The 24,824-nt window shown below is 56.9% G+C and carries 22 protein-coding genes; 13 read left to right on the forward strand and 9 right to left on the reverse strand.

All coding sequences use genetic code 11. The features are described from left to right. Positions 1-2: 2 nt before the first annotated feature. A complete protein-coding gene (ubiA, locus tag ABLO27_RS09205; protein WP_353032245.1) occupies positions 3-944 on the reverse strand; it encodes a 4-hydroxybenzoate octaprenyltransferase in 942 nt (313 codons plus the stop codon). Between the two features lie 133 nt (positions 945-1,077). On the opposite strand from ubiA, the gene ABLO27_RS09210 reads away from it, so the two are divergent. The 7 genes from ABLO27_RS09210 to ABLO27_RS09240 all read left to right on the forward strand — a co-directional run bounded on the left by ABLO27_RS09210 (position 1,078) and on the right by ABLO27_RS09240 (position 10,212). Then, on the forward strand, positions 1,078-1,821 hold the full coding sequence (locus ABLO27_RS09210; RefSeq protein ID WP_353032247.1) for a PEBP family protein: 744 nt from the start codon (positions 1,078-1,080) through the stop codon (positions 1,819-1,821). 154 nt (positions 1,822-1,975) lie between these two features. Further along, positions 1,976-3,253, forward strand: a complete 1,278-nt coding sequence (gene purD / locus ABLO27_RS09215; RefSeq protein WP_353032248.1) for a phosphoribosylamine--glycine ligase — start codon at positions 1,976-1,978, stop codon at positions 3,251-3,253. 87 nt (positions 3,254-3,340) lie between these two features. Continuing rightward, positions 3,341-4,246 carry an alpha/beta fold hydrolase gene (locus ABLO27_RS09220; protein WP_353032249.1) on the forward strand — a complete coding sequence of 302 codons (906 nt, stop codon included), beginning with the start codon at positions 3,341-3,343 and terminating at the stop codon, positions 4,244-4,246. Between the two features lie 414 nt (positions 4,247-4,660). Next, positions 4,661-7,705 carry a sensor domain-containing protein gene (locus tag ABLO27_RS09225; protein ID WP_353032251.1) on the forward strand — a complete coding sequence of 1,015 codons (3,045 nt, stop codon included), beginning with the start codon at positions 4,661-4,663 and terminating at the stop codon, positions 7,703-7,705. A gap of 130 nt (positions 7,706-7,835) precedes the next feature. Further along, complete coding sequence (locus ABLO27_RS09230; RefSeq protein ID WP_353032253.1) at positions 7,836-8,690, forward strand: patatin-like phospholipase family protein; 855 nt, start codon at positions 7,836-7,838, stop codon at positions 8,688-8,690. Positions 8,691-8,805: 115 nt separating this feature from the next. Beyond that, a complete protein-coding gene (locus ABLO27_RS09235) occupies positions 8,806-9,147 on the forward strand; it encodes a hypothetical protein (protein ID WP_353032255.1) in 342 nt (113 codons plus the stop codon). A 207-nt stretch (positions 9,148-9,354) separates the two neighbouring features. Further along, positions 9,355-10,212: an MBL fold metallo-hydrolase gene (locus ABLO27_RS09240; RefSeq protein ID WP_353032256.1), complete on the forward strand. Its 858-nt coding sequence runs from the start codon at positions 9,355-9,357 to the stop codon at positions 10,210-10,212. A gap of 9 nt (positions 10,213-10,221) precedes the next feature. Here ABLO27_RS09240 and rsmD read toward each other — a convergent pair whose 3' ends face one another. Together rsmD and ABLO27_RS09250 are read right to left on the reverse strand one after the other, a co-directional pair. Then, positions 10,222-10,785 (reverse strand): 16S rRNA (guanine(966)-N(2))-methyltransferase RsmD, encoded by a 564-nt coding sequence (gene rsmD, locus ABLO27_RS09245; protein WP_353032258.1) that lies wholly within the window; start codon positions 10,783-10,785, stop codon positions 10,222-10,224. Further along, the gene (locus ABLO27_RS09250) at positions 10,782-12,131 is read right to left on the reverse strand and encodes a pseudouridine synthase (RefSeq protein WP_417714762.1); all 1,350 of its coding nucleotides are present in this window, start codon (positions 12,129-12,131) and stop codon (positions 10,782-10,784) included. Before ABLO27_RS09250 ends, rsmD begins: the two co-directional genes overlap by 4 nt. A gap of 176 nt (positions 12,132-12,307) precedes the next feature. Between ABLO27_RS09250 and ABLO27_RS09255 the strand changes: the two genes are divergently transcribed. Together ABLO27_RS09255 and ABLO27_RS09260 are read left to right on the forward strand one after the other, a co-directional pair. Further along, positions 12,308-12,775 (forward strand): nucleoside deaminase, encoded by a 468-nt coding sequence (locus ABLO27_RS09255; protein ID WP_353032260.1) that lies wholly within the window; start codon positions 12,308-12,310, stop codon positions 12,773-12,775. Positions 12,776-12,966: 191 nt separating this feature from the next. Further along, positions 12,967-14,154, forward strand: a complete 1,188-nt coding sequence (locus ABLO27_RS09260) for a porin (protein WP_353032262.1) — start codon at positions 12,967-12,969, stop codon at positions 14,152-14,154. A gap of 84 nt (positions 14,155-14,238) precedes the next feature. Here ABLO27_RS09260 and ABLO27_RS09265 read toward each other — a convergent pair whose 3' ends face one another. Next, complete coding sequence (locus tag ABLO27_RS09265; protein WP_353032264.1) at positions 14,239-15,126, reverse strand: alpha/beta hydrolase; 888 nt, start codon at positions 15,124-15,126, stop codon at positions 14,239-14,241. Positions 15,127-15,193: 67 nt separating this feature from the next. Continuing rightward, on the reverse strand, positions 15,194-17,086 hold the full coding sequence (mutL, locus tag ABLO27_RS09270; RefSeq protein WP_353032266.1) for a DNA mismatch repair endonuclease MutL: 1,893 nt from the start codon (positions 17,084-17,086) through the stop codon (positions 15,194-15,196). A 113-nt stretch (positions 17,087-17,199) separates the two neighbouring features. Between mutL and ABLO27_RS09275 the strand changes: the two genes are divergently transcribed. Then, positions 17,200-18,075 carry a TIGR01459 family HAD-type hydrolase gene (locus tag ABLO27_RS09275; protein WP_353032268.1) on the forward strand — a complete coding sequence of 292 codons (876 nt, stop codon included), beginning with the start codon at positions 17,200-17,202 and terminating at the stop codon, positions 18,073-18,075. 59 nt (positions 18,076-18,134) lie between these two features. Here ABLO27_RS09275 and ABLO27_RS09280 read toward each other — a convergent pair whose 3' ends face one another. After that, entirely contained in the window at positions 18,135-18,809 is a 675-nt protein-coding gene (locus tag ABLO27_RS09280; RefSeq protein WP_353032270.1) for a protein phosphatase CheZ, read from the reverse strand. Between the two features lie 187 nt (positions 18,810-18,996). Then, complete coding sequence (locus ABLO27_RS09285) at positions 18,997-19,380, reverse strand: response regulator (RefSeq protein ID WP_297587525.1); 384 nt, start codon at positions 19,378-19,380, stop codon at positions 18,997-18,999. 248 nt (positions 19,381-19,628) lie between these two features. Between ABLO27_RS09285 and ABLO27_RS09290 the strand changes: the two genes are divergently transcribed. The 3 genes from ABLO27_RS09290 (at position 19,629) to ABLO27_RS09300 (ending at position 22,182) form a co-directional block, all read left to right on the forward strand. Next, entirely contained in the window at positions 19,629-20,075 is a 447-nt protein-coding gene (locus ABLO27_RS09290) for a MaoC family dehydratase (protein WP_353032272.1), read from the forward strand. Between the two features lie 167 nt (positions 20,076-20,242). Then, complete coding sequence (locus ABLO27_RS09295) at positions 20,243-21,241, forward strand: bifunctional riboflavin kinase/FAD synthetase (RefSeq protein WP_353032274.1); 999 nt, start codon at positions 20,243-20,245, stop codon at positions 21,239-21,241. Then, positions 21,238-22,182 carry a DMT family transporter gene (locus ABLO27_RS09300; RefSeq protein WP_353032276.1) on the forward strand — a complete coding sequence of 315 codons (945 nt, stop codon included), beginning with the start codon at positions 21,238-21,240 and terminating at the stop codon, positions 22,180-22,182. Before ABLO27_RS09295 ends, ABLO27_RS09300 begins: the two co-directional genes overlap by 4 nt. Here ABLO27_RS09300 and ABLO27_RS09305 read toward each other — a convergent pair. Then, on the reverse strand, positions 22,155-23,435 hold the full coding sequence (locus tag ABLO27_RS09305; protein WP_353032278.1) for a glycosyltransferase family 87 protein: 1,281 nt from the start codon (positions 23,433-23,435) through the stop codon (positions 22,155-22,157). The genes ABLO27_RS09300 and ABLO27_RS09305 overlap by 28 nt on opposite strands. 120 nt (positions 23,436-23,555) lie before the next feature. Then, positions 23,556-24,761 carry a glycosyltransferase family 87 protein gene (locus ABLO27_RS09310; protein WP_353032280.1) on the reverse strand — a complete coding sequence of 402 codons (1,206 nt, stop codon included), beginning with the start codon at positions 24,759-24,761 and terminating at the stop codon, positions 23,556-23,558. Positions 24,762-24,824 lie beyond the last annotated feature (63 nt).

Consider the following 24,824-nt stretch of genomic DNA (forward strand, 5'->3'; position numbering starts at 1 on the left):
CGCTACCCGGATATCAAAGCGTCCAGCACAAATCCTGCAAACAGGATCCAGCCGTAGGCCGTGTTCGACCGGAACAGCTTGAGACACTGATCGCCGTCGTCAATATCAAGAACAATCACCTGCCAGCCCAGATGGATGATACCCAGGAATATCCCGGCGAAGGCCGCAGGGCCTGCATCGGCCAAGGTCGCTGAGACCGTGAACAGGATCGTTGCCGCGCTGTAGAGCAGGATGAGCGCCGGTTTGGTGCGGTCGCCGAACAGGCGCGCGGTTGATTTTACCCCGACCAGTGCATCGTCTTCCTTGTCTTGATGCGCATAAATCGTGTCGTAGCCGATGGTCCAGCAGATCCCGCCGACATAAAGAAGGATCGGTGACCACGACAATGAACCGAACTCAGCTGCCCACCCCATGAGAGCGCCCCAGGAAAAAGCGAAACCCAGAAACAACTGTGGCCAATTGGTGAAACGCTTCATGAATGGGTAGATGGCAACCGGCAACAACGAGACGACGCCCAAAGCAATGGTGAAGGTGTTGAACTGCAGCAGAACGACCAGGCCAACCAACGCCTGGAGGAGCAGAAAAACCTTCGCCTGGAACTTCGTTACCTGTCCGGCCGGAATGGGCCTCGAACGTGTCCGCTCGACTTTGGCATCGATGTCGACATCCACAATATCATTGTAAGTGCATCCTGCCCCGCGCATTGCCACGGCGCCGATGAAAAACAGGACAAGATGCCAGGGGTTCGGCCAACCGTTGCCCGCGGCCACCGCGGCCAGAGCCGCGGACCACCAACACGGCCACAGCAAGAGCCACCAGCCAATGGGACGCTCCCAGCGGGCCAATCGGGCATAGGGGCGCAAGCTGGCGGGCAGCCGGGTGTCGACCCAGTGCCGTTTGACCGCATCAGCAACCGGTCCTGTATCCTTGGTGGAAAAAAACATCTAACTGCCTGCCCGAACTCTATCCTGGCGCTCCTGCGTCGCCCTTTCGTGGTTCTTCTACCGACAATTAAGATGAATTTCATCCTGCAAATGGCCATAGTGCCGGTGTCGCGGGCCTGGACAGGAGCAGAATGTGTATTTCTCCCCAAAACACGTAACTGCATTTCTTCTTGCAATTGCCATTGGATTTTCGGCCGCTCCGGCTGCTTCATTCGCCCAAAAGCCTCCACCACCGCCCGGTGGCAAAGGACAAGACCTGAACGAAAGCAAGATCGACACACAAGGGGCCCATGCCGTGCTCGGCGAAGTCTGGGTGGACAACTGGTTCAAGCTTTACATCAATGGAAAGCCCTTGCTTGAGGACAGCGTCTCGATCAGGACTGAGCGCTCCTTCAATGCTGAACGCTTTGAATTCAATACCGATTTCCCAATGACCATCGCCTTCGAATTTCGCGATTTCATGGAGGATGAAACCGGACTTGAATATATAGGAACCCGGCGCCAGCAGATGGGAGATGGCGGTGCAATCGCCCAGTTCACAGACCTGGCGAGCGGCAAGTTACTGGCGGCCACTGGCTCAGACTGGCGATGCATCACCGTTCAATCCGCACCGGCGGACACTTCCTGCGAACGTGAGCGCAATCCCGACGTTTCGATGACCAACTGCGCGCAGTCCCTCGCTGAGGTGCCGAGTAACTGGACGGCTCCATCGTTTGATGACAGCTCCTGGCCCAAGGCAAGCGTTCACACCGCTCACGACGTGCGTCCAAAGGACGGATATGACCGGATTGCGTGGGACAAGGCAGCCAAACTGATCTGGGGGCCGGATCTTCAAAAGGATAACATCCTTTACTGCCGCGTGACGGTGGGCGGCTGAACAAGCTGGAAAACAGCGAGAAACGGACAGCAGCCCGTTCACCCAATTGCGGCCACGGGATCACCGTGATAGACCGCCGCCATCATGGCTTGCTTGCGGACATGGCCGGAAGCTGGCTGCATTGCGTCAACTTTCTTCAAGAGACTGGCAATTCATGAATCTTCTCCTTATCGGATCCGGTGGCCGCGAACACGCACTTGCCTGGGCCTTGGCGAAATCCCCGAAATTGACCAAGCTTTACGCCGCTCCGGGCAACGCCGGGATCGCGAAGGTGGCCGAACTCTGCGACCTGGATGTTACCGACCATGAGGCGGTGATCGCATTTTGTGGTGCAATTGACATTGATCTGGTGGTCGTCGGTCCGGAAGCGCCGCTGGTTGCCGGTCTGGTCGATGATCTGGATGCTGCCGGGATCAAGGCGTTCGGCCCGACAAAGGCGGCTGCCCAGCTGGAAGGCTCCAAGGCCTTCACCAAGGGTGTCTGCGACGAAGCCAATATTCCGACTGCCGGCTATGGCCGGTTTACCAACAAGGATGAGGCACTCGGCTACGTTCGCGAAAAAGGCGCACCCATCGTCGTCAAGGCCGACGGTCTGGCCGCCGGCAAGGGTGTCGTTGTCGCGATGACCCAGGCGGAAGCGGAAGACGCTGTTGCCGCCTGTTTCGATGGGTCGTTTGGAGAAGCTGGCGCTGAAGTCGTTATCGAAGAGTTTCTTGAAGGTGAAGAGGCAAGCTTCTTCGTGCTTTCCGATGGCGCAAACGCTCTTGCACTCGCAACCGCCCAGGATCACAAACGGGCTTTTGACGGAGACGAAGGTCCCAACACCGGTGGCATGGGGGCCTATTCGCCTGCCCCGGTGATGACCGATGCTCTTGTTGCGGATGTCATGAAGAGGGTCATCGAACCGACGATCGATACGCTTGCCAAACGGGGAACCCCTTTCAAGGGCGTTCTTTATGCCGGCCTGATGATTACGAAAGACGGCCCGAAACTGATTGAGTACAACACGCGTTTTGGTGACCCGGAATGTCAGGTGTTGATGATGCGATTGCAAAGCGATCTGTTGGAACTCCTGGAGGCAAGTGTCGATGGCACGCTGGACCAAGTGTCTGCATCCTGGCGGCCGGAAGCTGCGCTTACCGTGGTCATGGCCGCAAACGGCTATCCGGGCAGCTATGAAAAGGGAAGTGAAATCAATGGCCTTGATCCGCTGAGCACGGAAACCCTGGAAGTCTTTCACGCGGGAACAAAGAGCGACAATGCGCGTGTTCTGGCCAATGGCGGCCGCGTATTGAACGTGACTGCGCTTGGAAAAAATGTCGGCCAGGCAAGAACGACGGCCTATGAAGCGGTCGGTGAAATTGACTGGCCTGAAGGGTTTTGCCGAAGCGATATCGGCTGGAGGGCAATCGCGCGCGAGGACGACAGCTGATCCTCTTCTTCTTTTGCCCAATTGGGAATGCCTCCACAATTTGCTAACCAAGTGTTCTGCGAGTTGGAACGCGAGCGGGAGGTGGGATTGAAAGAGGCATTGCCGGATCTTTATCCAGGGTTTGACAGTGTCACGATTGACACTGGCGATGTTCAACTGTTTTGCCGGATCGGCGGCACAGGCCCCGCTCTCCTGCTTCTGCATGGTTATCCGCAATCCAACGAGATCTGGCACAAGATTGCCCCAGGACTGGCGAAACATTTCACGCTGATCATGCCGGACCTGCCTGGATATGGCAGGTCATCCATTCCCGCCTTGAGCTCAGATCACCGGGCATACTCGAAGAAAGCCATGGCCGACTCCATGGTCGAACTGATGCGGCAGCTTGGGCACACCAGCTTTTACCTTGCCGGGCACGACCGCGGCGGACGGGTCGGATATCGGCTCGCACTCGATCATCCCGAAGCGATCAAGCGACTGGCTGTCCTCGATATCATGCCGACGTCAGACTATTGGGACCGACTGGACCGGACTTTCGGCCTGAAGATCTACCACTGGATGTTTCTGGCCCAACCGGCCCCGTATCCTGAGACTCTTATTGCAGCTTCAGCAACGAGTTTTCTGGAACACACGCTGGCAAGCTGGACCGGCCTTAAAAACCTTGATTGCTTTTCCGAGGGAGCCCTTGCACACAACCGGAGTTGGTTCGGTGATCCTGCGCGGATTGCGGCAACGTGCGAGGATTATCGTGCGGGCGCAACCATTGACTATGAACACGACAAGGCCGATCTGGACGCCGGAAACAGGATCAGTGTCCCTCTCCTTGCCCTGTGGGGAAACAAAGGCATTGCGACCAGCGTCGATGATCCGCTGGCGGTCTGGCGCAATTGGTGTGACGACGTCAGCGGCAAAGCACTGGAATGCGGCCATTTTCTACCTGAAGAAGCACCGGAAGCCACCGGGGAAGCCCTGTTGAGCTTTTTTGGTCCTTGAAGAATTCACCTTTGAAGTATTCTTAAATTGAAATGTTGCGTTTGCTCCAAAAAGCAAAAAATTCATCAAGATAATTGCCCTGGTCCGAGCTTGAGAATTCTTTAATCTTAATGCCCCTTAAGAAAGCCATTCAACACAATTTAAGAATTTCAAGTTATTGAGAAAACTGGCAAAGGCAGGTTTGCAGTCGTTTTCCATCATCGGATGCCGAGACACGCAATTTCAACTGTCCTTGCCGGTTGGAAAGCAGCGTCAGCTGCCGGGGCATGGGTGCGAAGTGTGGGCAAGAATGATCTAGGAGAAAAAGGGCGTCTGAGGAGGGGCAAACTGCGCCTCACCCGTCTTGACACCTTCCTGGACCGTGCCCTCAATCGATGGCGCGCCGACGATACCCAATTTGAAAAACCGCTCCGCATGGTTTTTCTATCCTTCCTGTTCCTGACCGTGTTCGTTCTTACCGTCCAGAACATTGTCTCCGAATACAGGAACCTGAATGAACCTCAGAACCTGATTGCCGGTACCGCTGAACGATTGCTCATGCAGCAAAGTGCTCTGGGCTCCGAAACGCTCGACCAGGTCGCAGACAACATCAGCGACAACGCGACACTGCAAGGCGCAATCCGGCGTGGGGACCTTTCACAGATCAGGAAAGTTGCGGACAGCGTTTTTGCCAAGAAGTCCGGCGCCCTCGATATTTCCGAGTTCGCGATCTACTCAGCGAACCAGAACCTGCTCTACCGGGCGAAGGGCTCCATCGTCTCCAGTCTGTCCGACCCGGCCCACCAGGCAGACCTGCCTGCCAGCCTATTCAGCAAATCAAACGGCATCGAACTTGATGAGAACAACAAGGTTGTTCTGAGCGTTTTGCGGCCCTGGTTCGCGGAAGGCCAGCTACTCGGCTACCTGAAGCTTTCGATCGACATCGAGCGCTCACTTGCGCTTGCGAGCTCCGCGGTGAACGCACAGATCGTCAAGATCTGCGAAATCACCGACACCGACGCCCTGAATTCGGGGGGCAACAGATACAAGGTCATCGGCGAGCTTTCTTCCGCAGGGTTCAAGTTTGATGCCCTGAACACCAAGACTGCCGGCATTGAAGAGCTGAACAGGTTCTATCTGCAGAACGGCAAGGTCTTCATGATCCGGGATCTGCCGATCCTCAGCGGCAAAAGAGACCAGCAGATCAAGCTGGTCCTCGTCAAGAATATCACGGAAAATGTCTGGGCTTTCCTTCAGGGAACCCTGTTCTCGTTAATTGCCGGTTTTGGACTGGCCTCTCTTTCGTGGCTTGTCATTCGGCGTCTTCTGGCCAGGCTGCAATCCTCGGTGCAGCTGCGGCGCGAGCGCCTGGAAGCGGAAGTTGTCGAGTACACGAAGAAGCTGGAGCATAACGCGGTTCAATTGCTCGAAGCCCAGCGTATTGCCAGCGTCGGCAGCTGGGAACGCGACATTGAAACAAACGAGGTGCAATGCACGGAAGAGTACTTCCGGATCATGGATCTGTCTCCGGATCTCTCGTCGAGCGAAATCATTGAAAAGGTCTACACCCAAATCCCTGCGCATGAACTGCAGGCGACCAAGATGATGGTCCAGAATGCCATCGATCGTTGCGGGGAGTTTGATTTCGAACATTCCCTGATGCTCGACAACGATACCCTGCGATATCTGCATGTTCGCGGTTACGTTTTGTCGGGTCCCGATGGGAAGGCCCAGAAGGTCATCGGCACCATCCACGACATCACCGATCGCTTCAAGGCCGAACGACAGAGCCAACTGCTCGCCAATATTCTGGAATCCTCTCTGAACGAGATCTACATCCTGAATGCCGAAACCTTCCAGATCGAGTATGCAAACAAGTGTGCGCTCAAAAACCTTGGATACAGCATCGATGAACTGAAGGCACACAGGATCTGGGACATCAACCCGGTCTACGACCAGGAGAAGGTCCAGCGAAACGTCAAACCGTTGCTCACCGGAAAAAGGGACAGCCTGACCGTTGAAAGCCTTCATCGGCGCAAGGACGGCAGCGAATATCCTGTCGATTTGCAGGTGCAGCTGTTGAAGGATCACGACCGCAGTCTCTTTGTCGCCATCGCCAACGATGTTTCCGAGCGCGTGCAACGGGAGACAGAAACCCGCGAGGCCAAGGTGCGCGCCGAGCGCCTTGCCTATTTCGATTCACTCACGAAACTGTCCAATCGCGCTGGCTGCCAGCGTGATGCAAAAGAGCGGTTCTCCCGCCCGGAAAAGCCAGCCTTCCTCGTCCATGTCGACATGGACAATTTCAAGCGGGTCAATGATACGCTTGGCCATCTTGCCGGTGACCACTGTCTTGAGGAAACCGGCCGCAGGCTTCGGGAAGTGGCCAGGGGCCTTGGCACTCCCTACCGTTGGGGTGGCGACGAGTTTGTCATCATCGCCGACAGTCATAACTCTGATCCGAATGAACTCTGTGAGCGCGCACGCCGCCTCATGCGCATGCCGATGGAGTTCAGTGGAAACCGGTTCTGGCCCACCGTCAGCATGGGCATTGCCCTGTGCCCGGAAGATGCGTCCGACTTTGACACCTTGCTGGTGAATGCGGATCTGGCCCTTTACCAGTCCAAGGAAAACGGCAAGGACCGCCTGACATTCTACAAGCCGGACATGAGGGCTGACAGCGAGACCGAAGCCCGGGTGGAACGTGAGCTCAATCAAGCGATCAAGAATGATCAGTTCTTCCTGGTGTTCCAGCCGCAAGTGAACCTGCGTTCCCAGACCGTGACCGGGATCGAGGCCCTCATTCGCTGGGATCATCCCGACAAGGGCATTGTTGCCCCCGGCGATTTCCTGCCAGTTGTAGAAAAATCCAATCTTGCACCGCTCATCGGTGAGCTCGTCATCGACAAATCACTGGCGGCCGCCAGACAATGGCTGGATGCCGGTCTCGAGTTCGGCCGTGTTTCGGTGAACATTTCGCCGTCGCATCTGGCCTCCGGAATGCTGGTCGAGCATTTCAAGGCCGGAATGAAGAAATACGATATCGGCCCGGATAGAATCACCGCAGAAGTTCTGGAATCGGTATTCCTGAACGACAATGCTTCCGGTCATCTGACAACTCTCAGGGAGCTTTACGAACTCGGCGTGCATATCGAGTTGGATGATTTCGGCACCGGATACGCATCCCTGACCCATGTCGCTGACCTGCCGATCAACGGGCTGAAGATTGACCGTTCCTTCACAAAGCAAATGCTGGATGACCCCAAGAAGGAAGCGGTGGTCAATCAACTCATTCACCTTGCCCGCTCGCTTAACATCGGCATCGTGTGTGAAGGCGTGGAAACCGAAGCCCAGTACGATCGTTTGAGGATGATGGGAGATTTCTCCGTTCAGGGGTACCTCGTCTCGAAACCGATGACATTCGATCAGGCTACGGACTGGATGTCTGAATCCGCAGATGATCTCTACTTCGTCCTTTAGGCGGCCTCGGCAAGCATCTGCGCAGCATCCATCTCCCGATAGGCCGCACTCCGCGTCACCCTGACGCTTGGCAAAAGGTCTTTCGGCCCCCATCTTCCAAAATGTGTAAGTCCAACGGGATGCAACTCAGATGACCCCTGAAACAACTTCGGCGCCTCGCATTGGATTGGCTCTCGGCGGCGGCGGAGCGCGGGGACTTGCGCATATTCCCGTTCTGGAAGCACTGGATGATCTCGGCCTGAAACCGACGAAAATCGCCGGAACCTCGATCGGCGCCATATTTGGAGCCGCTTACGCCAGCGGCCGCAGCGGCGAGGAGATCCGCGAGATCGTTCTGGAAATCTTCGCCGACAACAACAGCGTTCTATCCCGACTGTGGCAACTCCGGCCGAAGCGATTTGCCGACATGTTCCGCTCAGGTCCGGTACAGTTCGATCCATTGCGGGTGCTGGAAGTCTTCATTGCGGAATATCTACCCAACCGTTTCGAGGACCTGGAAATCCCCCTACGATTGCTGGCAACCGATTTTTACGGATGCCAGGAAGTGGACTTCGAAGCAGGCCCTCTCCTGCCGGCCGTTGCTGCTTCCATCGCAATCCCGGCCCTCTTCCGACCGGTTCGGCACGGCGATCGTTTCCTGATCGACGGCGGTGTGGTCAATCCCCTTCCCTTCGACGGTCTTCGCGATTGTTGTGACATCGTCATCGCCGTCGACGTGGTCGGCGCCCCGGTCCCCCGCAAGGAACGCGAAGACATCAATATGCTGGATTCCCTGTTCGGGTCCTCGCAGATCCTCATGCAGACAATCACCACCCAGAAGCTCAAAGTTGATCAGCCGGATATTCTGGTCCGCCCTCCACACGACACGATCCGCGTCCTTGATTTCATGAAGGCGGAACGGATCTTGAACCAGGCGGAGTCCTTAAGGGAGTCAACCAAAGAACAGCTGTTAGCTGTTCTCGTGAAATCAAAGGAGCTTACTTAATTTCAGCATGGGCACTTTTAACTATGCCACTCCCGCTTACTTCACGCTTTCTTGAGCTTAATAATGCATTAATAAATTCCCTAAATACTTTTCCTTGATTTTAAGGAGAAGACCGATGGGGCTATCGGACTCGATTGACATGGAAACCTGTCCTGTTTCGGACGATCATCTGGAACGACTGCTCAGCGCGACGTTCAATGCGGTGTCGGAAGTAAGCAGCCAACTCAGTGAGAGCCAACGCGCCGCGCTCGCGGTCTATTGCTACAAGCGTTCGCATTTGCGCCGGCTTGGACTTTCTCTTGCGGCCCTTTGCAATCCCCAAAGCCTGTCGATGGAAGCCGGATATGCCGGCGAGCTGATCCATGCAGAAGCAATGCGCGCAGGCAATGCCCCCGATGGATCATCGGACACTCTCACAAAGGGTGGAAAGGCTCCCGTAAGCCTCCACCTGGTTTAATTGGTTCACTTCGGGGCTGGTTCTTCCTCCCACCCGCCCCCACCTTTGGCAACCGCCTTCGCAGATCCGCTGCGCGAGCCGGTTGCCATTTTCTTGACCGGCCCTGCCATTTGCATCTTTCACGCAGAGCAAAAGATGAAGCTGCTTGCCGTGGGTCTTCATCCCTCTACACTTAACCTCATGCGATGAGAACAGGGACCGGGTGCCATGGATCAAAATGTTTTGGCAAAACGACGTTTCTTCAAATCCAGTCTTCGAACCGATTTTCTGGCACTTGCCGTCATGTGGATCGCGATCCTGTCGGTTTTCACTTCCCCGGCATTCGCCATCTGTCAACTTGTTGCCGATGCACCCTACAAGTCTGCTCCGGGTGAAGCACGCGTCTGGCAAGCAGCCCTTGCAGCAGGTGAAGTGCAGATCCGCTACATCGGGCACTCGACATTTGAGATCGAAACACCCAAGGGTGTGCGCATAGCAACCGACTACAATGACAGTGTCCGCCCGTTCCTGCCGCCGACGGTCGCGACGATGAACGGGGCACATAGCACCCACTATTCAGTTAATCCCGATCCGGAAATCGAACACCTGCTTTATGGTTGGAACCCGCAAGGCGGACCAATTGATCACGACCTGACGGTAGAAGACGTTCACGTCCGAAACATTCAGACCAACATTCGCGGCTGGGATGGAGAAACCCGCAGACTGGGCAATTCCATTTTCATCTTCGAGGTGGGCGACCTGTGCATTGCCCATCTCGGGCACCTACACCACCGGCTTACCCAGGAGGACCTGACCCGGCTCGGCCAGATTGATGTCGTCTTTGCAGCGATCGACAATTCGACGACCTTGCGTCTGGACAGCCTCATGGATGTTCTTGACAGCATCGGACCGGCATTGGTCATTCCAATGCACTTTCACTTCTCCGGTGCCCTTCAGGCATTTCTGGGCCGCGCAAGCGAAGCAGGGTATGAGATTGTACAGGCAGAGACACCCAAACTGGTGGTCAGCCGTTCCAGCCTGCCGCTCAAGAAGACCGCTTACATCATGATGCCAGGCGGTGCATAACGCGCCCGGTCAGTTTGCCGGATCAAACCTGAAGAAGACCACCTGGCTATCGCCAGTCTGACGCCGGTCGAGTTCGTCAAATCCATCAGGCACTTCGATTTCAGAAGAGGCGCGTTCTTCCAGAATGCAGATTGCTCCGGGTTTGAGCCACTCGCCCGATGCAGCAGACGAAAGCGCCTTTTCACCCAACCCCTTGCCATAGGGAGGATCAGCAAGCACCAGATCGAATGCCTCAATCGTTCCTGACGCTCCAAGGCGGGTTGCATCTCTTCGGAAGATCTTTGCCGCACCATTCAATCCGAGCGTTTCCATATTGCGCCGGATGACGCCGCGTGCCTCGGCACCTTCTTCTATGAAGGTGCAGTGACGCGCCCCGCGACTGACCGCTTCAAAGCCAAGCGCCCCGGTTCCTGCGAACAGGTCCAGCACCCTGAGACCATCCAGATCAACGTCCAGACCATGCGCGAGGATGTTGAAAATCGTTTCGCGCAGCCGGTCACTCGTCGGCCGTGTTCCCTGCGATTTAGGAGCGGCCAAAGCCGCCCCCTTGAAGCGTCCGGCAACAATTCTCACGAACGGTCACCACCGCGTGGACCACGACCACCCCTTGGCGGACCGCCACGATCTTTGCGGTCGCGCGCGTTGCGGTTTTCCTGCTGCTTGTCGTCCATCAGGCCGTCTTCGCCCCAGATCCGGCGTTTCCGCGGTGCTGGTGCTTCCTCGCCGTAGTCCTTGCGCAACCTGGGTTCGGAGGTCATCCGGAATTGGGAGCGCGGCGAGACCTTTTCCCGTCTGGGGCCGGAGTTCTTGCGCTTGCCCTTCTTCTCATCCGAGCGATCGGATTTTGCCGCCTTGCGTCGGTCGGTTTCCGATTTTCCTTCCCGGGCTGTCAGCCATTTGCCCTGGCCACCTTCCCGATTGCCCGGCTTGCCACCGCGCTTGGAGGTGGAAGATTTCTTTTCCTCCTCCTGTTTGGGTTGATGGAAGATCGGAGCGTCAAAATCCGCACCGGCTTCTTCCGCAAGGGCTTCACCAAGCTGGTCGCGCAGAACTCTGCCGCGAATTTCGCGCACGTCGTTTTCCGGCAAATCCATCAGCTGGAACGGGCCATAGGACACACGGATCAGACGGTTCACCGCCAACCCCAGGTGTTCCAGGACACGCTTGACCTCACGGTTCTTGCCTTCCCGCAGACCGACCGTCATCCAGACATTGTCGCCCTGTTCCTTGTCGAGCGTTGCTTCGATCGCGCCGTAAAGAACGCCCTCAATGGCAACGCCTTCCTGCAAGCCGTCGAGATCCGCCTGGGTCACCTTGCCGAAGGCACGAACACGATAACGGCGCAACCAGCCGGTGGAAGGCAGTTCGAGAACACGCGCCAGGCCGCCGTCATTGGTGAGCAGCAACAGGCCTTCGGTGTTGATGTCCAGTCGCCCCACCGTCAGCACCCGGGGCAGTTCGTCCGGCAATCTGTCAAAAACCGTTGGTCTGCCTTCAGGATCCTTGTTCGTGGTCACCAGGCCGCGCGGCTTGTGATAGAGCCACAACCGCGTGCGTTCGCGTGTCGGCAGCGGTTTGCCGTCAACCAGCACCTTGTCATTCGGCGTCACGGTTATGGCGGGCGTCGTCAGCACCTTGCCATTCAGCTCGACGCGGCCGTTCTCCACCCATGTTTCCGCTTCCCGGCGGGAGCACAGTCCGGCACGCGCCATTACCTTGGCGATCCGCTCGCCGCGGTCAGCCGTCGCGTCGGAAACGCGCGCTGCGGGCGCTGCCTTCGGGGCAGATTTCTCGGCAGTCTTCGGACCTGCCTTACGGGCGCCCTTCGGCGCTGCGCGCCGCTTATCCGATGCGCGATTGTCGCCTCTCCGGTCTCTTGAGGGACCGGGGCGCTTGGAGGGTGTTTTTCTTGTCGTCATGAGCGCGTCATAGCAGAGCCAGACCGTTTCGGGAATCGCTTGTTGCCACCATTTTCTGCAAAGGCGCCCATTTGTGAATGCATAGCTGACGTTTAACGTCTATTTTGCCCGCCGGAAAACGGGCCGTAATTGTTACGGTGACAACGCGGATCAAACTTATCAACGTACTGAAATCAATGACATTGCCTCCAGAAGACAAAAGACGGAAGTCGTTCATGGATCTCGCCTTTGAGGAAGCCGAGAAGGCTGCCAGGCGTGGCGAGGTTCCTGTGGGCGCTGTTGTGGTCAGAGATGGCGAAGTTCTGGCTCGCGATGGCAACAGGACCCTGGAACTGAACGATCCGACCGCCCATGCGGAAGTCCTGGTGATCCGAACAGCTTGCGAGAAACTCGGCTCCCAACGTCTGCCGGAATGCGATCTTTACGTGACATTGGAACCTTGCCCGATGTGTTCTGCTGCCGTTTCCTTTGCTCGCATTCGCCGCCTCTACTATGGAGCCGGTGACGAAAAGGGAGGTGCCGTGGACCATGGCGTGCGCTTCTTCGGCCAGGCCACCTGTCATCACGCTCCAGAGGTCTACTCCGGTTTCGGAGAAAGCCGCGCTGCCCAGCTGTTGAAGTCTTTCTTCCAAGCGAAGCGATAAACCGTTTCAATCCATGGCGTTCAGATCGACCGGGACGGCTCCGGCATCCGGAAAAATACTGCGTGGCACAAACGCAACATTCTGCGCGAAATGCGCTGCAAGAGCAATTCAGGATTGTTTTTGATATCCAAATTTGCGGTGAACACCTGCATATTGATCAAGGGGGTATTTACGCATTTTCGGAGTATCAAATGACTCGTTTTGCTGTTCTCGGGGCACTTGCCGGTTTCGTCGCCGCCGCCAACCCGGCTCAAGCCGCTGACTTGCCGGTAGCGCCCGAGCCCGTCGATTACGTTCGCATCTGCGACGCTTATGGCGCGCGTTTCTATTACCTTCCAGGTACCGAAACCTGCCTTCGCGTTGGCGGCCGGGTGCGTACGGAATTCCGTGTTCGCAATTTCGGTGACGCGCCGAATGCCTGGGGTGACCGGGACTCAGACGGCTACCAGTGGCGAGCTCGTGGATACCTATACCTCGATGCGCGCACGGCGACCGAATTCGGCACGCTGCGCAGCTTCATCGAAATGTATGGTACGGCAACGAATGACGACAACACGTCGTTCACAATGGACAAGGCATACATCCAGTGGGGTGGCTTGCTGGCCGGCCGCAACAGCTCAAACTTCGACTTCTTCACCGGCTACTCCTACAACGCTCAGATCGAGAGCTACAGCGACGCCACCCTCGAACAGGCCGCATATACCTTCGCATTCGGCAACGGTTTCAATGCCACCGTTGCAGTTGAAGACCGCTCGGGACGTGAAACGAGCCTGGGTCTCAACAACGGGACGCAGTCGTATGGCGGCACCCGCATGCCGGATTTCGTGGCTGCTCTTGGCGTGAACCAGGGTTGGGGTGAAGCACAGCTCATGGGTGCCATCCATCAGGTGTATCCGAACGCGACCTATAACGGCGTAACCGGCGGCTCCGAGGACGAACTCGGTTGGGCAATTGGTGGCGGCGTCGAATTCCTCTTCGGCGGGCTTGCCAATGGCGGCAGCGTTGCATTGCAGGCCGTCTACACCGACGGCGCAAGCGCCTATGGCTCCACCGGTTGGGACAGCCGCATCACCGATGCTGTCTGGACCGGCAGCAGCACCAAGACAACCAAGACCTGGAACGTCTTCGGCGGCATCAACCTGGGTCTCACCAACACCATCCAGGCAAACCTCGAAGGTGGCTACCATAATGTCGATGGCGGCACGAGCGCATACGACTTCACTCAGTGGGATGCGACCGGCAACATCGTTTGGGAACCTGTTTCCGGCTTCATCATGGGTCCGGAACTGCAGTACCGGAATGTCGACTTCAACAGCGCATCCGGCTTGAGCGATACCTCCGAGATCTACGGCACGTTCCGTCTTCAGCGTACATTCTGATTGCAGAACACCTTGAAAAAGAAAGCCCCGGGAAAAATATCCCGGGGCTTTTTTGTCTTAATTCAGCAATTTTCACGGCGGGTATCAGGAAGCAGCAGCATGCTCGCCTGTTTCTTCCCATTTCTTCAAGACCGCCTGCCACAGCCCATTCTTCCAAAGATCACTGTGCCCAACACCCTCAACAACAAGCAATTCCTTGGGGTCCGGCGCGCGTTCGAACAGCCGGCGACCATGCTCGACGGGAATGACCCGGTCCGCGGTGCCGTGAATGATCAGGACTGGCGCATCCACGTCTCCAATACGCTCACGGGTCGGCATTTGATCCTTCATGAGGAAACTGACCGGTAACCAGGGATATTGCTCATAGGCCATATCGACCAGCGCGGTATATGGCGATTCAAGAACAAGCAGATCCGCGTCCGGGCGCTGTGCGGCAACCGCAGTCGCAATACCGGTCCCAAGACTTTCTCCATGAACAATGACCGGTGCACCGGTGGCGGCAAGCGTGTCGAAATGCTCAAGGGCGTCGGAGATTATCGCGGCTTCGGATGGACTGCCTTCACTGCCTGCATAACCACGGTGGCTTGGCGCATAAAGGCCGAAACCGCTGTCGAGGATCTCTTCAAACCTTTTCCAGCGAGTTGAAACATTGCCCGAATTGCCATGGAAATAGAGCACTGTCGGCGCACCGGCTTGCGCAGCCTCCGCCTTCCAGACGGTTATGCTGGTTCCATCTGCCATCTGGACGGTTTCAACCGCAACATTCTCCAGTCCTTTTTCCTGTGGCGTTGCCAACTCGCCACTCGGCACAAAAACAAAACCGCGCTGGTTGAGGTACATGTAAGACGCTGCCACGACATAAAAGACGGCGACCACGGCAACGAGACTGAAGAGGAATTTCCTTGTCCGGAGCCAGAAGCCCCGGGACCCGTTTGCCGTTGCGTCCCTGTTTCCGGTTTCGGTCTCGGCCATTGCGCGCTCCTTACGTTCTTATCTGGCTCTTGTTACGAACAGCATACCGCCGCCGATCAACCCCGGATCACTTGCGGCCAAACAACTTTTCAATGTCCGACAGCTTCAGCTCCACCCAGGTAGGCCTGCCGTGATTGCACTGGCCTGAAAGCGGGGTTGCTTCCATGTCGCGCAGCAGCGCATCCATTTCCTCTGGCCGCATGCGCCGGCCGGCACGAACGGAGCCATGGCACGCCATCGTGGCGGCAACATGATCGAGCTTTTCCTTCAGTCCCTCCGCCGTGTCCCATTCGGCCAGCTCGTCGGCCAGATTCCGCACCATGCCCTGAATATCCATGTCACCCAGGATCGCAGGCGTCTCCCTGACAGCAATGGCGCCGGGCCCAAAGGCTTCAAGGCTGAGACCGACCTTCTCAAGATCCTCCGCCCTGTCGGCAAGTCGCAAGGCATCTTCCTCAGTCAGTTCCACGATTTCAGGGATGAGGAGGATCTGCCGGGAAACGTCCTTTTTGGCCAAAGCCTCTTTCAAGCGCTCATAAACTAGGCGCTCATGTGCTGCATGCTGATCGACAATGACAACGCCGTCATCGGTTTGGGAAATGATGTAGGTTTCGTGCACCTGAGCACGGGCAGCGCCCAGCGGCAGCTGTGTCTTTTCCACTTCAACCGGTACGTCGTTTGCCCTTGCATCCGCTGAAGGCACCGCAAGGCCTCCCAGTCCGTCCTGGGCCTGAAATGTGGATTGAGGTTGCTCGGAAAACCCGACCGGGTGAGCAGGACCTGAATCCAGCGGCCGAAAGGCGTCCGGCTTCCACTGTGGTTCCGGATCCGGTCGCTGATGGGCGAAACCACTCCCGGCCCCGTTGCCCGAAGCGGCATAACCACCCGTTGAAGCACCCTGAAAGCCTGTGCCCTGCGCTCTGATCGCATCGAGCGCTACCGCCGCATTTGACGTGGATGACCTGTGTCCCGACTGTACAAGGGCATGTTTGATCGCACCGACAAGAAGTCCACGCACCAATTGTGCATCCCTGAAACGAACGTCCGCCTTGGCCGGATGCACGTTGACATCAACCTGCGCCGGGTCGAGATCGATGAACAGCACCACAACCGGATGCCGGTCCCGGGCAAGCACATCGGCATAAGCACCTCGCAACCCTGACAGCAGCAGCTTGTCCTTGACCGGACGGCCATTCACGAAAAAGAACTGATGCTGGGCGTTGCCGCGATGGTGCGTCGGCAAACCGGCAAATCCGGTCAGTCCGACGCCTTCGCGTTCCGCATCGATTTCCATTGCGTTGTCGACAAAATCCTGTCCCAGGATCTGCGCGATCCGGGCAAGATGCGGCTCACTGCCCCGCGCGGCCGGCCAGCTCTGCGGCTGACGATCCGCCCCGGACAATGAAAACCCGATTTGCGGATAGGCAAGCGCAATGCGTTTGACGATCTCGGTGATCGCCGACGCTTCCGCCCGGTCGGATTTCAGAAACTTCAGACGCGCGGGTGTGGCAAAGAAAAGGTCCCTCACCTCCACCTGGGTGCCCCTGGTTCTGGCCGCCGGAACTATCGGTTGTTCCTTGCCGCCTTCGACAGCAATTGCCCAGGCATGGTCCTCGTCGACGTGCCGCGTCTGGATCGCCAGCCGTGCAACGGATCCGATTGACGGCAGTGCCTCGCCGCGAAAACCCAGCGTGCGAATATCGAACAGATCGTCGTCCGAGATCTTCGAGGTGCAGTGACGTCGGATCGCAAGGCGAAGGTCGTCCTGGCGCATACCCGCACCGTCATCTGCAACACGCATCAATGTCTTGCCGCCTGCGGCGGTGACGATCTCGATATTCGTCGCCCCGGCATCAACGGCATTTTCGACCAGTTCCTTGATTACGCTGGCCGGTCTTTCGATGACCTCTCCAGCGGCAATCTGGTTGATCACCTGTTCGCCAAGTTGCCTGACTTGCATGAAACTTCCTCTACTCGGTTTCCCACCGCGACCTCTTCCTATATGGTCCGCGCCGAGTTTGTCTCGATTCTTTCCAGAGCTTACCAGACCCTTTGTTATCCGAGTGACCCGACATGACCGTTTCTGCACCGCTTCTTGTTGATGGGCTGCACGCCCTGGCCCCCTCATATAAGGGCATTTTGTGTGATGTCTGGGGAGTGCTGCACAATGGCGTTGCCGCATTTGAAGACGCGCACAAGGCCTTGAGAGCCTATCGGGAAGAAGCAGGTGGCAAGGTTGTCCTGATCACCAATGCTCCGCGTCCAGCGAAGCAGGTTGGTGAAATGCTCTCCGATATGGGCGTGCCGACGGAAGCTTATGACTATATCGTCACGTCCGGCGACGTGACTCGCGAAGTCCTGGTGGCGCAGGGCAGCAAGACAATCCTGCATATCGGCCCCAATCGCGACCAGCCGCTCTACTGGGATCTGGAAGCTACTTTCACGACCGACGACGAAATTTCCGAAGCGATCAGCTGCACAGGGCTTGTCGACGACGAGACCGAAACACCTGACGACTACAGGGATCGCCTGCAGAAGCTTGCCGACCGAAAGCTGCCGATGATCTGCGCCAACCCCGATATCGTTGTCGAACGGGGTGACCGCCTCGTCTGGTGCGCAGGCGCCTTGGCACGTCTATATGAAGACCTCGGGGGTGAAGTGACAATCCTCGGCAAGCCGCATTCGCCGATCTACAAGGTGGCGATGAAACGGCTGGAAGGGCTGATCGGAGAAGAGATCTCCAAGGAAGATGTTCTGGCAATCGGCGACGGTCTGCCCACCGATATCCGCGGAGCCGTTGCCCAGGATATCGATGTCCTGTTCATCACCGCAGGGATTCACGCTTCCGATTTCGGTCCGAGCGACGCACCGGAAGAACACCTCATTCGCCGTCGCCTGACCGAGGAAGGCCTGCGCGCCCGCGCAGCGCTGCCGCGGCTCTGGTGGTAAACCGGACAATAAAAAAGGCTGCCAACCGGCAGCCTTTTTTCTGACATTCGTCAGGAATTTCAATCGAACAGCTTGTCGATATCCGCCTGTGCGTCACCGAGCAGGGCATCGATATCATCCTGTGATACACCTTCGCCGCTATGCTGCGGTCCGTGCAGGATGAGCTCGCGCTTCCGCCGTTCCTCTTCGTTCTCTTCAAGCGCTGCATCGAGTTCTTCTGGAATGCGAAGGTGCTCGATAAAGGACGAGACGCGTTCATCAATATAACGCAGCGTCGAAACGACCTTTGAAATGCGCTGGCCTGTAATGTCCTGGAACGTGCAGGCTTCGAAGATGCCGATCATCTTGTTGCTGACCAGCTCCTGGTAGGCTTCAGCATCGCTGGTATCCGCCCCCATGATCTCTTCGGCTGCTTCCATGATCGAGTTGGTGGCTTCTTCCGTTGCCTCGACAATCGCATCCAGCTCACGCCCTGCATCAGGGATCTTGTTGCCGGTCATGTCGTTCGCGCGCAACTGGGAGATTTCCTCCTTCATGCGCCTGATTTCCTTGGCGATCGAGGTCAGTTCCTCGGTCACCGCCGGCTGAACGGTCGACAGGAAGTCATACATAGACCCTGACATGACTTCCGCCAGATGCATAACATCCGTCAGAGAAACTTCACCGTCGCGGTTTTTGTTTTCTTCCAGGAAATCGATAACGCGAGCAACGTTTTCCTGTTTCATATTGGCCATCAGGTCTAGCCTCTCCATAATGAAAGCACCCTCCGATGTGCGGAACTGAAAGACAGGTCCCGCAATTACTTTCCGGATACACCCAGACTGACCCGGCCCGCCTGCAAGGCAAAACCGTGCCGATCAAGAAAGTCCGCCTTGCGCCGGCGGAGAAGCGCTGAACGCGTTCTCCGCCGGATGCAAGAGATTAGTCGGAGAAGACTGCCTCAATCTTGCCTTTCAACGTCTGAGCGTTGAACGGCTTGACGATGTAGTTGTTCACGCCTGCTTTTTTGGCAGCGATGACGTTTTCGGTCTTGGATTCCGCCGTCACCATGATGAAAGGCGTTTTGCTGAGACCGGAATCGGCGCGAACCTGCTTGAGAAGTTCGTAGCCGGTCATCGGCTCCATATTCCAGTCGGAAATTACCAGGCCATAACGGCGCTGTTTCATTTTTTCCAATGCTTCGGTGCCGTCCGCAGCGTCGTCGATGTCTTCGAAGCCAAGCTGTTTCAGCAAGTTCCGAATGATGCGAATCATCGTCTTGTAGTCATCGACCACGAGGACCGGCATCTGAAGATCAAGGGCCATAGTCTACTCCATACTGTCAATTTGCGCGGCCCCTGGCCGTGGGCCGGTGGATACGCGATATGACCTCGAAGGAGAGCGACACATTACGTGTCCTCGCCTCCCCACACTCAAAGCAATTTACCCGCGCCCCCTGAAAAGACCGTTAATAGCAAGCACTTTTTTGTTCGCCCAAAGCACAATTGCCAGAAAACCTTGCGAGGCCTAGCGTCTGTAAGAGTCAAAAAAGTTGACCCTAGGCGGAATTCTCAATGCTGGAACTGCAGAAACTGTGTTTTGAAGATCTGAAAACCGGAATGAGCGAAGAACTTGTAAAGCATGTCAGCTCTTCTGATGTGGTCGGCTTTGCGGAAGTATCCGGGGATCGGAATCCGATTCATCTTTCCGAACACTTTGCCGCCCGTACTCCGTTCAAGACCCGGATCGCGCACGGCCTTTATACCGCCAGCCTGATTTCCGCTGTGCTAGGCACCCGCCTTCCCGGTCCGGGAGCGATCTACCTGTCCCAGACGCTCAACTTCAAGGCTCCGGTGAAAATCGGGGACGATGTCAAGGTGATCGTCACGGTGGAAGAGCTGATGGAACGTGGCAACCGCGCCAGACTTTCCTGCATCTGCAGTGTGGAAGACACGGTGGTGCTTGAAGGTGAAGCTCTGGTAAAGGTCCCGAGCCGGGGCGAGGACAGATCCGGGCTCTGAAGGCAACATCGCGGATCTCCGAAATATCCTTGAAAACCCGAACTTGACCTTTGCGGTTCTTGACGGCAGGTTCCACGCCAGCGGGTGAATTCGCCATGACGTGAATTCGCGCTGTAGACGTCTTTCCCTGAGCCGTTCCGGCCGCCAGTTTCGCGAAGGTTTGTTTTATGGGTCTGTCTCAACCCACCAAGTTTTCGTTCATCGAAAACCTGAGCTCTTTTCCGGAGGAACTGAAGGGCGGCATCGTCGCCATCGGGAATTTCGACGGTGTGCATCGCGGCCACAGAGCGGTTCTGGACGCAGCTCTCGGCCTGGGACACGGCACGCATCACCCGGTTTATGCAATGAGCTTCGAGCCTCATCCGCGCACCGTATTCAACCCAAGCAAACCGGTTTACCGCCTCACGCCGCCCGCTCTCAAGGTGGAGATGCTTGAGGTCTGCGGCCTCGACGGCGCACTGATCCTGCCCTTTACCAAGGAGTTTGCCGGAATTGAGGCCAATGCCTTTGTTCAGGATATCCTGATCGACACGCTCGGCATCTCGCATGCGGTGACAGGATACGATTTCCATTTCGGCAGAGCCCGTCAGGGCACCCCGGACTACCTGCGCGCAGCAGGAGCCAATCACGGGTTCGGCGTAACGATCGTCCAGCGGGAAGAGGACGAAGGAGCCGAGGTGATTTCTTCAACCCGCATTCGCGACGGCCTGGCAAGTGGTGACATTCCGCATGCCAATGCTCTTTTGGGATATCGCTGGTTCTTCGAGGCAGAAGTACGGCACGGCGACAAGCGTGGACGCGATCTGGGTTACCCGACAGCCAACCTGAGCCTGGATGAAAACTGTCCGCTTCGTCATGGCATCTACGCCGTCAAGGTCAACACTGACGAAGGCTGGCATGACGGTGTTGCCAGCTATGGCCGCCGCCCGACCTTCGACAACGGCGCCGCACAGTTTGAGGTACACCTGTTCGACTATTCCGGTGATCTTTACGGGCAGAAACTGAGGGTTCACCTGATCGCCTATCTTCGTGGAGAGGAGAAGTTCGATTCCATCGACGCCCTCGTCGCGCAAATGGACAAGGACAGTGCAGAAGCAAGAGCTGCCCTCGCCTCGTTGCAACCCTTGTCCGAAATCGACCTGAAGCTCCTGGATCTCGACACGTGAGCCGGGTCACAGCGTCAACCTCGATCGAACAGAACCCGCTTCAGGCCATCCTGTTGATGACCTTGGCGATGCTGATCGTCCCGGTGATGGACATCATCGCCAAATATCTCTCGGCAGAGCTGCCTGCGCTGGAGATCACGTTCGGCAGGTTTTTCTTCCAGTTTCTGATTTGCTTTGTTCTGGCCCTTGTTGGCGGAAGGCTCACCCGGCTGAAGGGAAAGCAACCTCTCATCAACTACCTTCGCGGGATCCTCCTTGCTCTGGCCTCGCTCAGTTTCTTCACGGCCGTGAAGTACATGTCGGTGGCAACCGCAATCTCGATCTTCTTTGTGGAACCGATGATCCTGACCATTCTCGCCGCGCTTCTGCTGAAGGAACAGGTGGGCATCCGCCGGATCGGCGCGATCGTGGTCGGGCTTGCGGGCGCAATCATCATTTTGCGGCCCAATATTGCCGAAATCGGATGGGTCAGCCTGCTGCCGGTCTGCACCGCCGTGCTGTTTTCCTTCTATCTGGTGATCAACCGGCTCTATCCGGTCACCGACGATCTTCTGACAATACAGTTCAGCGCCGGTCTTTCTGCCTCATTGCTGCTCGGCGGCGCACTGCTTTTCGGTGCGTTTTTTCAAGTGGAAGATATGGAATTTGTCCGGCCAACCAGCTCCCAGACAGGTCTGTTGTTCACGGTTGGCCTGATTTCCTTTGCCGCGCATGGTTTGGTTGTTGCTGCGTTTCAGCGCGGAACGGCAAGCCTGTTGGCTCCGCTGCAATATGTCGAGATCGTCAGCGCGACCTTATTCGGATATCTGGTCTTCTCCGATTTCCCGGACGGACCCACCTGGGTCGGTATCGCGCTTATCATCGCCAGCGGCCTCTATATTGCCCACCGCGAGCGGAAGAAGAAGTCAGACGATCAGACGGATACGGTGCCGGAAATCTGATCGACACCTTTTGATGGGCGCTCCTGGTCTCTGAGGATCGCCATCCGTCGCATTCCGAGCCAGAGAATGCCAAGAGGCAACAGCGGAGCGATGGGGAATCCAAGCCAGATCGCAAACGGGCTTGTCGACGCGGACAGCATGATGATCACCGCAAGGATAAACTTCTCATAAGGTAAGAAGCCGTTCTTCAAACCGTCCCGGATCAGGAATGCGCACGGTACGACAAGAAGCGTCAGATCGTATGAAAGCGCGAATGGCGTAACCAAAAGTGCTGCACCGACCAATACGGGTGCTCGAACGGCCATGTCATCGGTCCGACGCCAGGCAATCCAGACGCAGGCAAGCGCAATGAGGCTGACAACGGTCTGAACGGCAATAGCCGGCAGGTGGCCGAGCCCCAACTGACGAACGCTGGCATAAGTGGATATCATCTTTATCCATTCTACCCCTCCCAGCTCCATCATCGCAGTCGCGACGGGAGCCTGCAGCCAGAAGGCCTGCCAGACGCCAATGCCGAGAACTGCCGCGCTCAACCCGGCAAAAGCCAGCGTTGCAACGGACGCACTCAGGAAGGTTTTCCAGTTAAGGCTTGCGATCAGGGCGACAGGAACAAGAACGCCCAGTTGAGGTTTGATCGTCAGAATTCCGAGTGCGATCCCGGCCCAGATCAGCTTGTGTCGCTCCACACCAATCAGGAACAGCGCATAAAGCGAAGCCGTGAGGGCCGCATTCTGACCGTGAAAGGCATTGTTGGCGCAGGCCGGAACAAGGATGAGACAAGCAGCCAGCAACCAGTTTCCCGTGATCAGGCGACAGGACACACACAGCAATCCGGTGGTCAGGCCGACAAAAGCTGCAAATGCGACCTTGTAAGGCAGCAAGGCAAAGACGCTTTGCATGAGCTGGAACGTCGGCGGATAAAAAAAGCCAAAGACCGTATCCGTACCGGACAGCTTGTTCTGGATGGCTGAAAACTCGCTCGGAATATAGGCCAGTTCAGGCGTCCCGAGCAGTGCCTGTTTCCCGGCAAGCCAGAAACTCAGGTAGTCCATCAGGAGCGTACCATTGGGCGAACCGAACGTGTTGGGAATGACCAGCATCCAGATAAAGCCGGCCGTAAACCCGACACCCGAACACAGGCAGGCAAAGCCGATTCTGTCCCAGGTGAGCCAGTCGCCGGACCGTACAGCACGTGACCAAAGCCCCACATCGGCGCTCTTGCCTTCAAGCTGTTCCTCTTGAGATGCCGTCATCGGGAGTTGCGGTCCTGCACCGTTGTTGCTGCTTTTGCCGCAGATTGCCTCAAGGTTATCTATATTCGGTTACCTTGAACCTATCCTGATCCGACCGAGATCTTCGGCCGGCACCTAAGATCACGCGGCAGGAAGCGCAGCTGGATGAGGCCGGGTATCTTCCTGACGGCTCAGCACGAGCCCGACCCAGAAGAAGATTGCAGGAGCAATCCATCCAATCGGAATGGACGTCACATCGCCAAAGTATCGCGCGCAAATCGAAACCAGAAGCGCCACCGCAGCGAGCGTCCACATCCAGGGAGCTGTTTGCCTGCCACCCGTCAGGCGAATGGCGAAGGAAAGCGCGACAGCGAGAGCTGCAAGATCGTAGGAGAGAACGAAGGGCGTCACCAGATAACCTCCGGCGACAAGTACGATCGCCTTGGCTTCCACCGGTGCCTTGCCGTGCCAGACCCTGCACACGACGATCAACACCCCAAGACCAACCAGCCCCTGAACGAGGTATGCTGCAGCAATTGGCAGACCGACGAGGCGTGCTGCCGAGAAGACCGACACCATTTTGTAAAACTCGACCTGCCCCTTGCTCATCACCTCGCGGGCAAACGTTGTCTGATCCAGAAATGCACTCCAGGTATCGGTTCCGAACGCAATCCAGCTTATGAGCGCAAAGAGCACCGTGGTCGCGGCGGCGGAGAGAAAGGTTCGATAGTACCCGCCTGCAAGCAGCGCAAAGGGAATGAGAACACCCATTTGAGGTTTGATGGTCAGAAGACCGATAAAGACACCTGCAAGTATCATCCGCTGTTGGGCAATGGCCGCAAGGCCGCCACCGAGCAAGGCGGCGCACAAGAGTGCGCTCTGACCATGAAACAGGGAATTGAAAGTGGCAGGAAGCGCCGCAGCCACCAGAAATCCGTTCCAGTTGCCCGTGATGCGCGAGCAGGCAAACCCCGCCATCGAGAGGCTAACCACTTGAAACACCACGAAGGCCAACATCGCGCTCATGGCACCGAGGGGCAGGATCAGGAAAAGAAAAGTTGGCGGATAGAAAAACGCGAAGAACTGCCCTTCGCCCAGATAGGCTTCCTGAATACTTGAAAACCGGTCTATCAGGTAAGGAATTTCAGGTACACCCGACAAGGCCTCACATGCAGCCACCCAGAAACTCAGGAAATCACTGCGGATGATGTTGTCAGCAGTGGTCACCTGACCGGATACGCCATAGAGATAGACCAGAATGATGAGGTAGGTTGCGATTGCCATCCAGGCTGCCGGCAGAAGCCGGTCCCGGGTCGCCCAGCGCCCGTCTCGCAATACCTCAATCATGACTGGCTCCATGTCCTGTTCAGACAGGATATCTAACCGTGAGGCTTTAAAATTCTCCTACAG

Origin of the sequence: Roseibium sp. SCP15 (assembly GCF_040329435.1) — a bacterium.
Taxonomy (GTDB): domain Bacteria; phylum Pseudomonadota; class Alphaproteobacteria; order Rhizobiales; family Stappiaceae; genus Roseibium.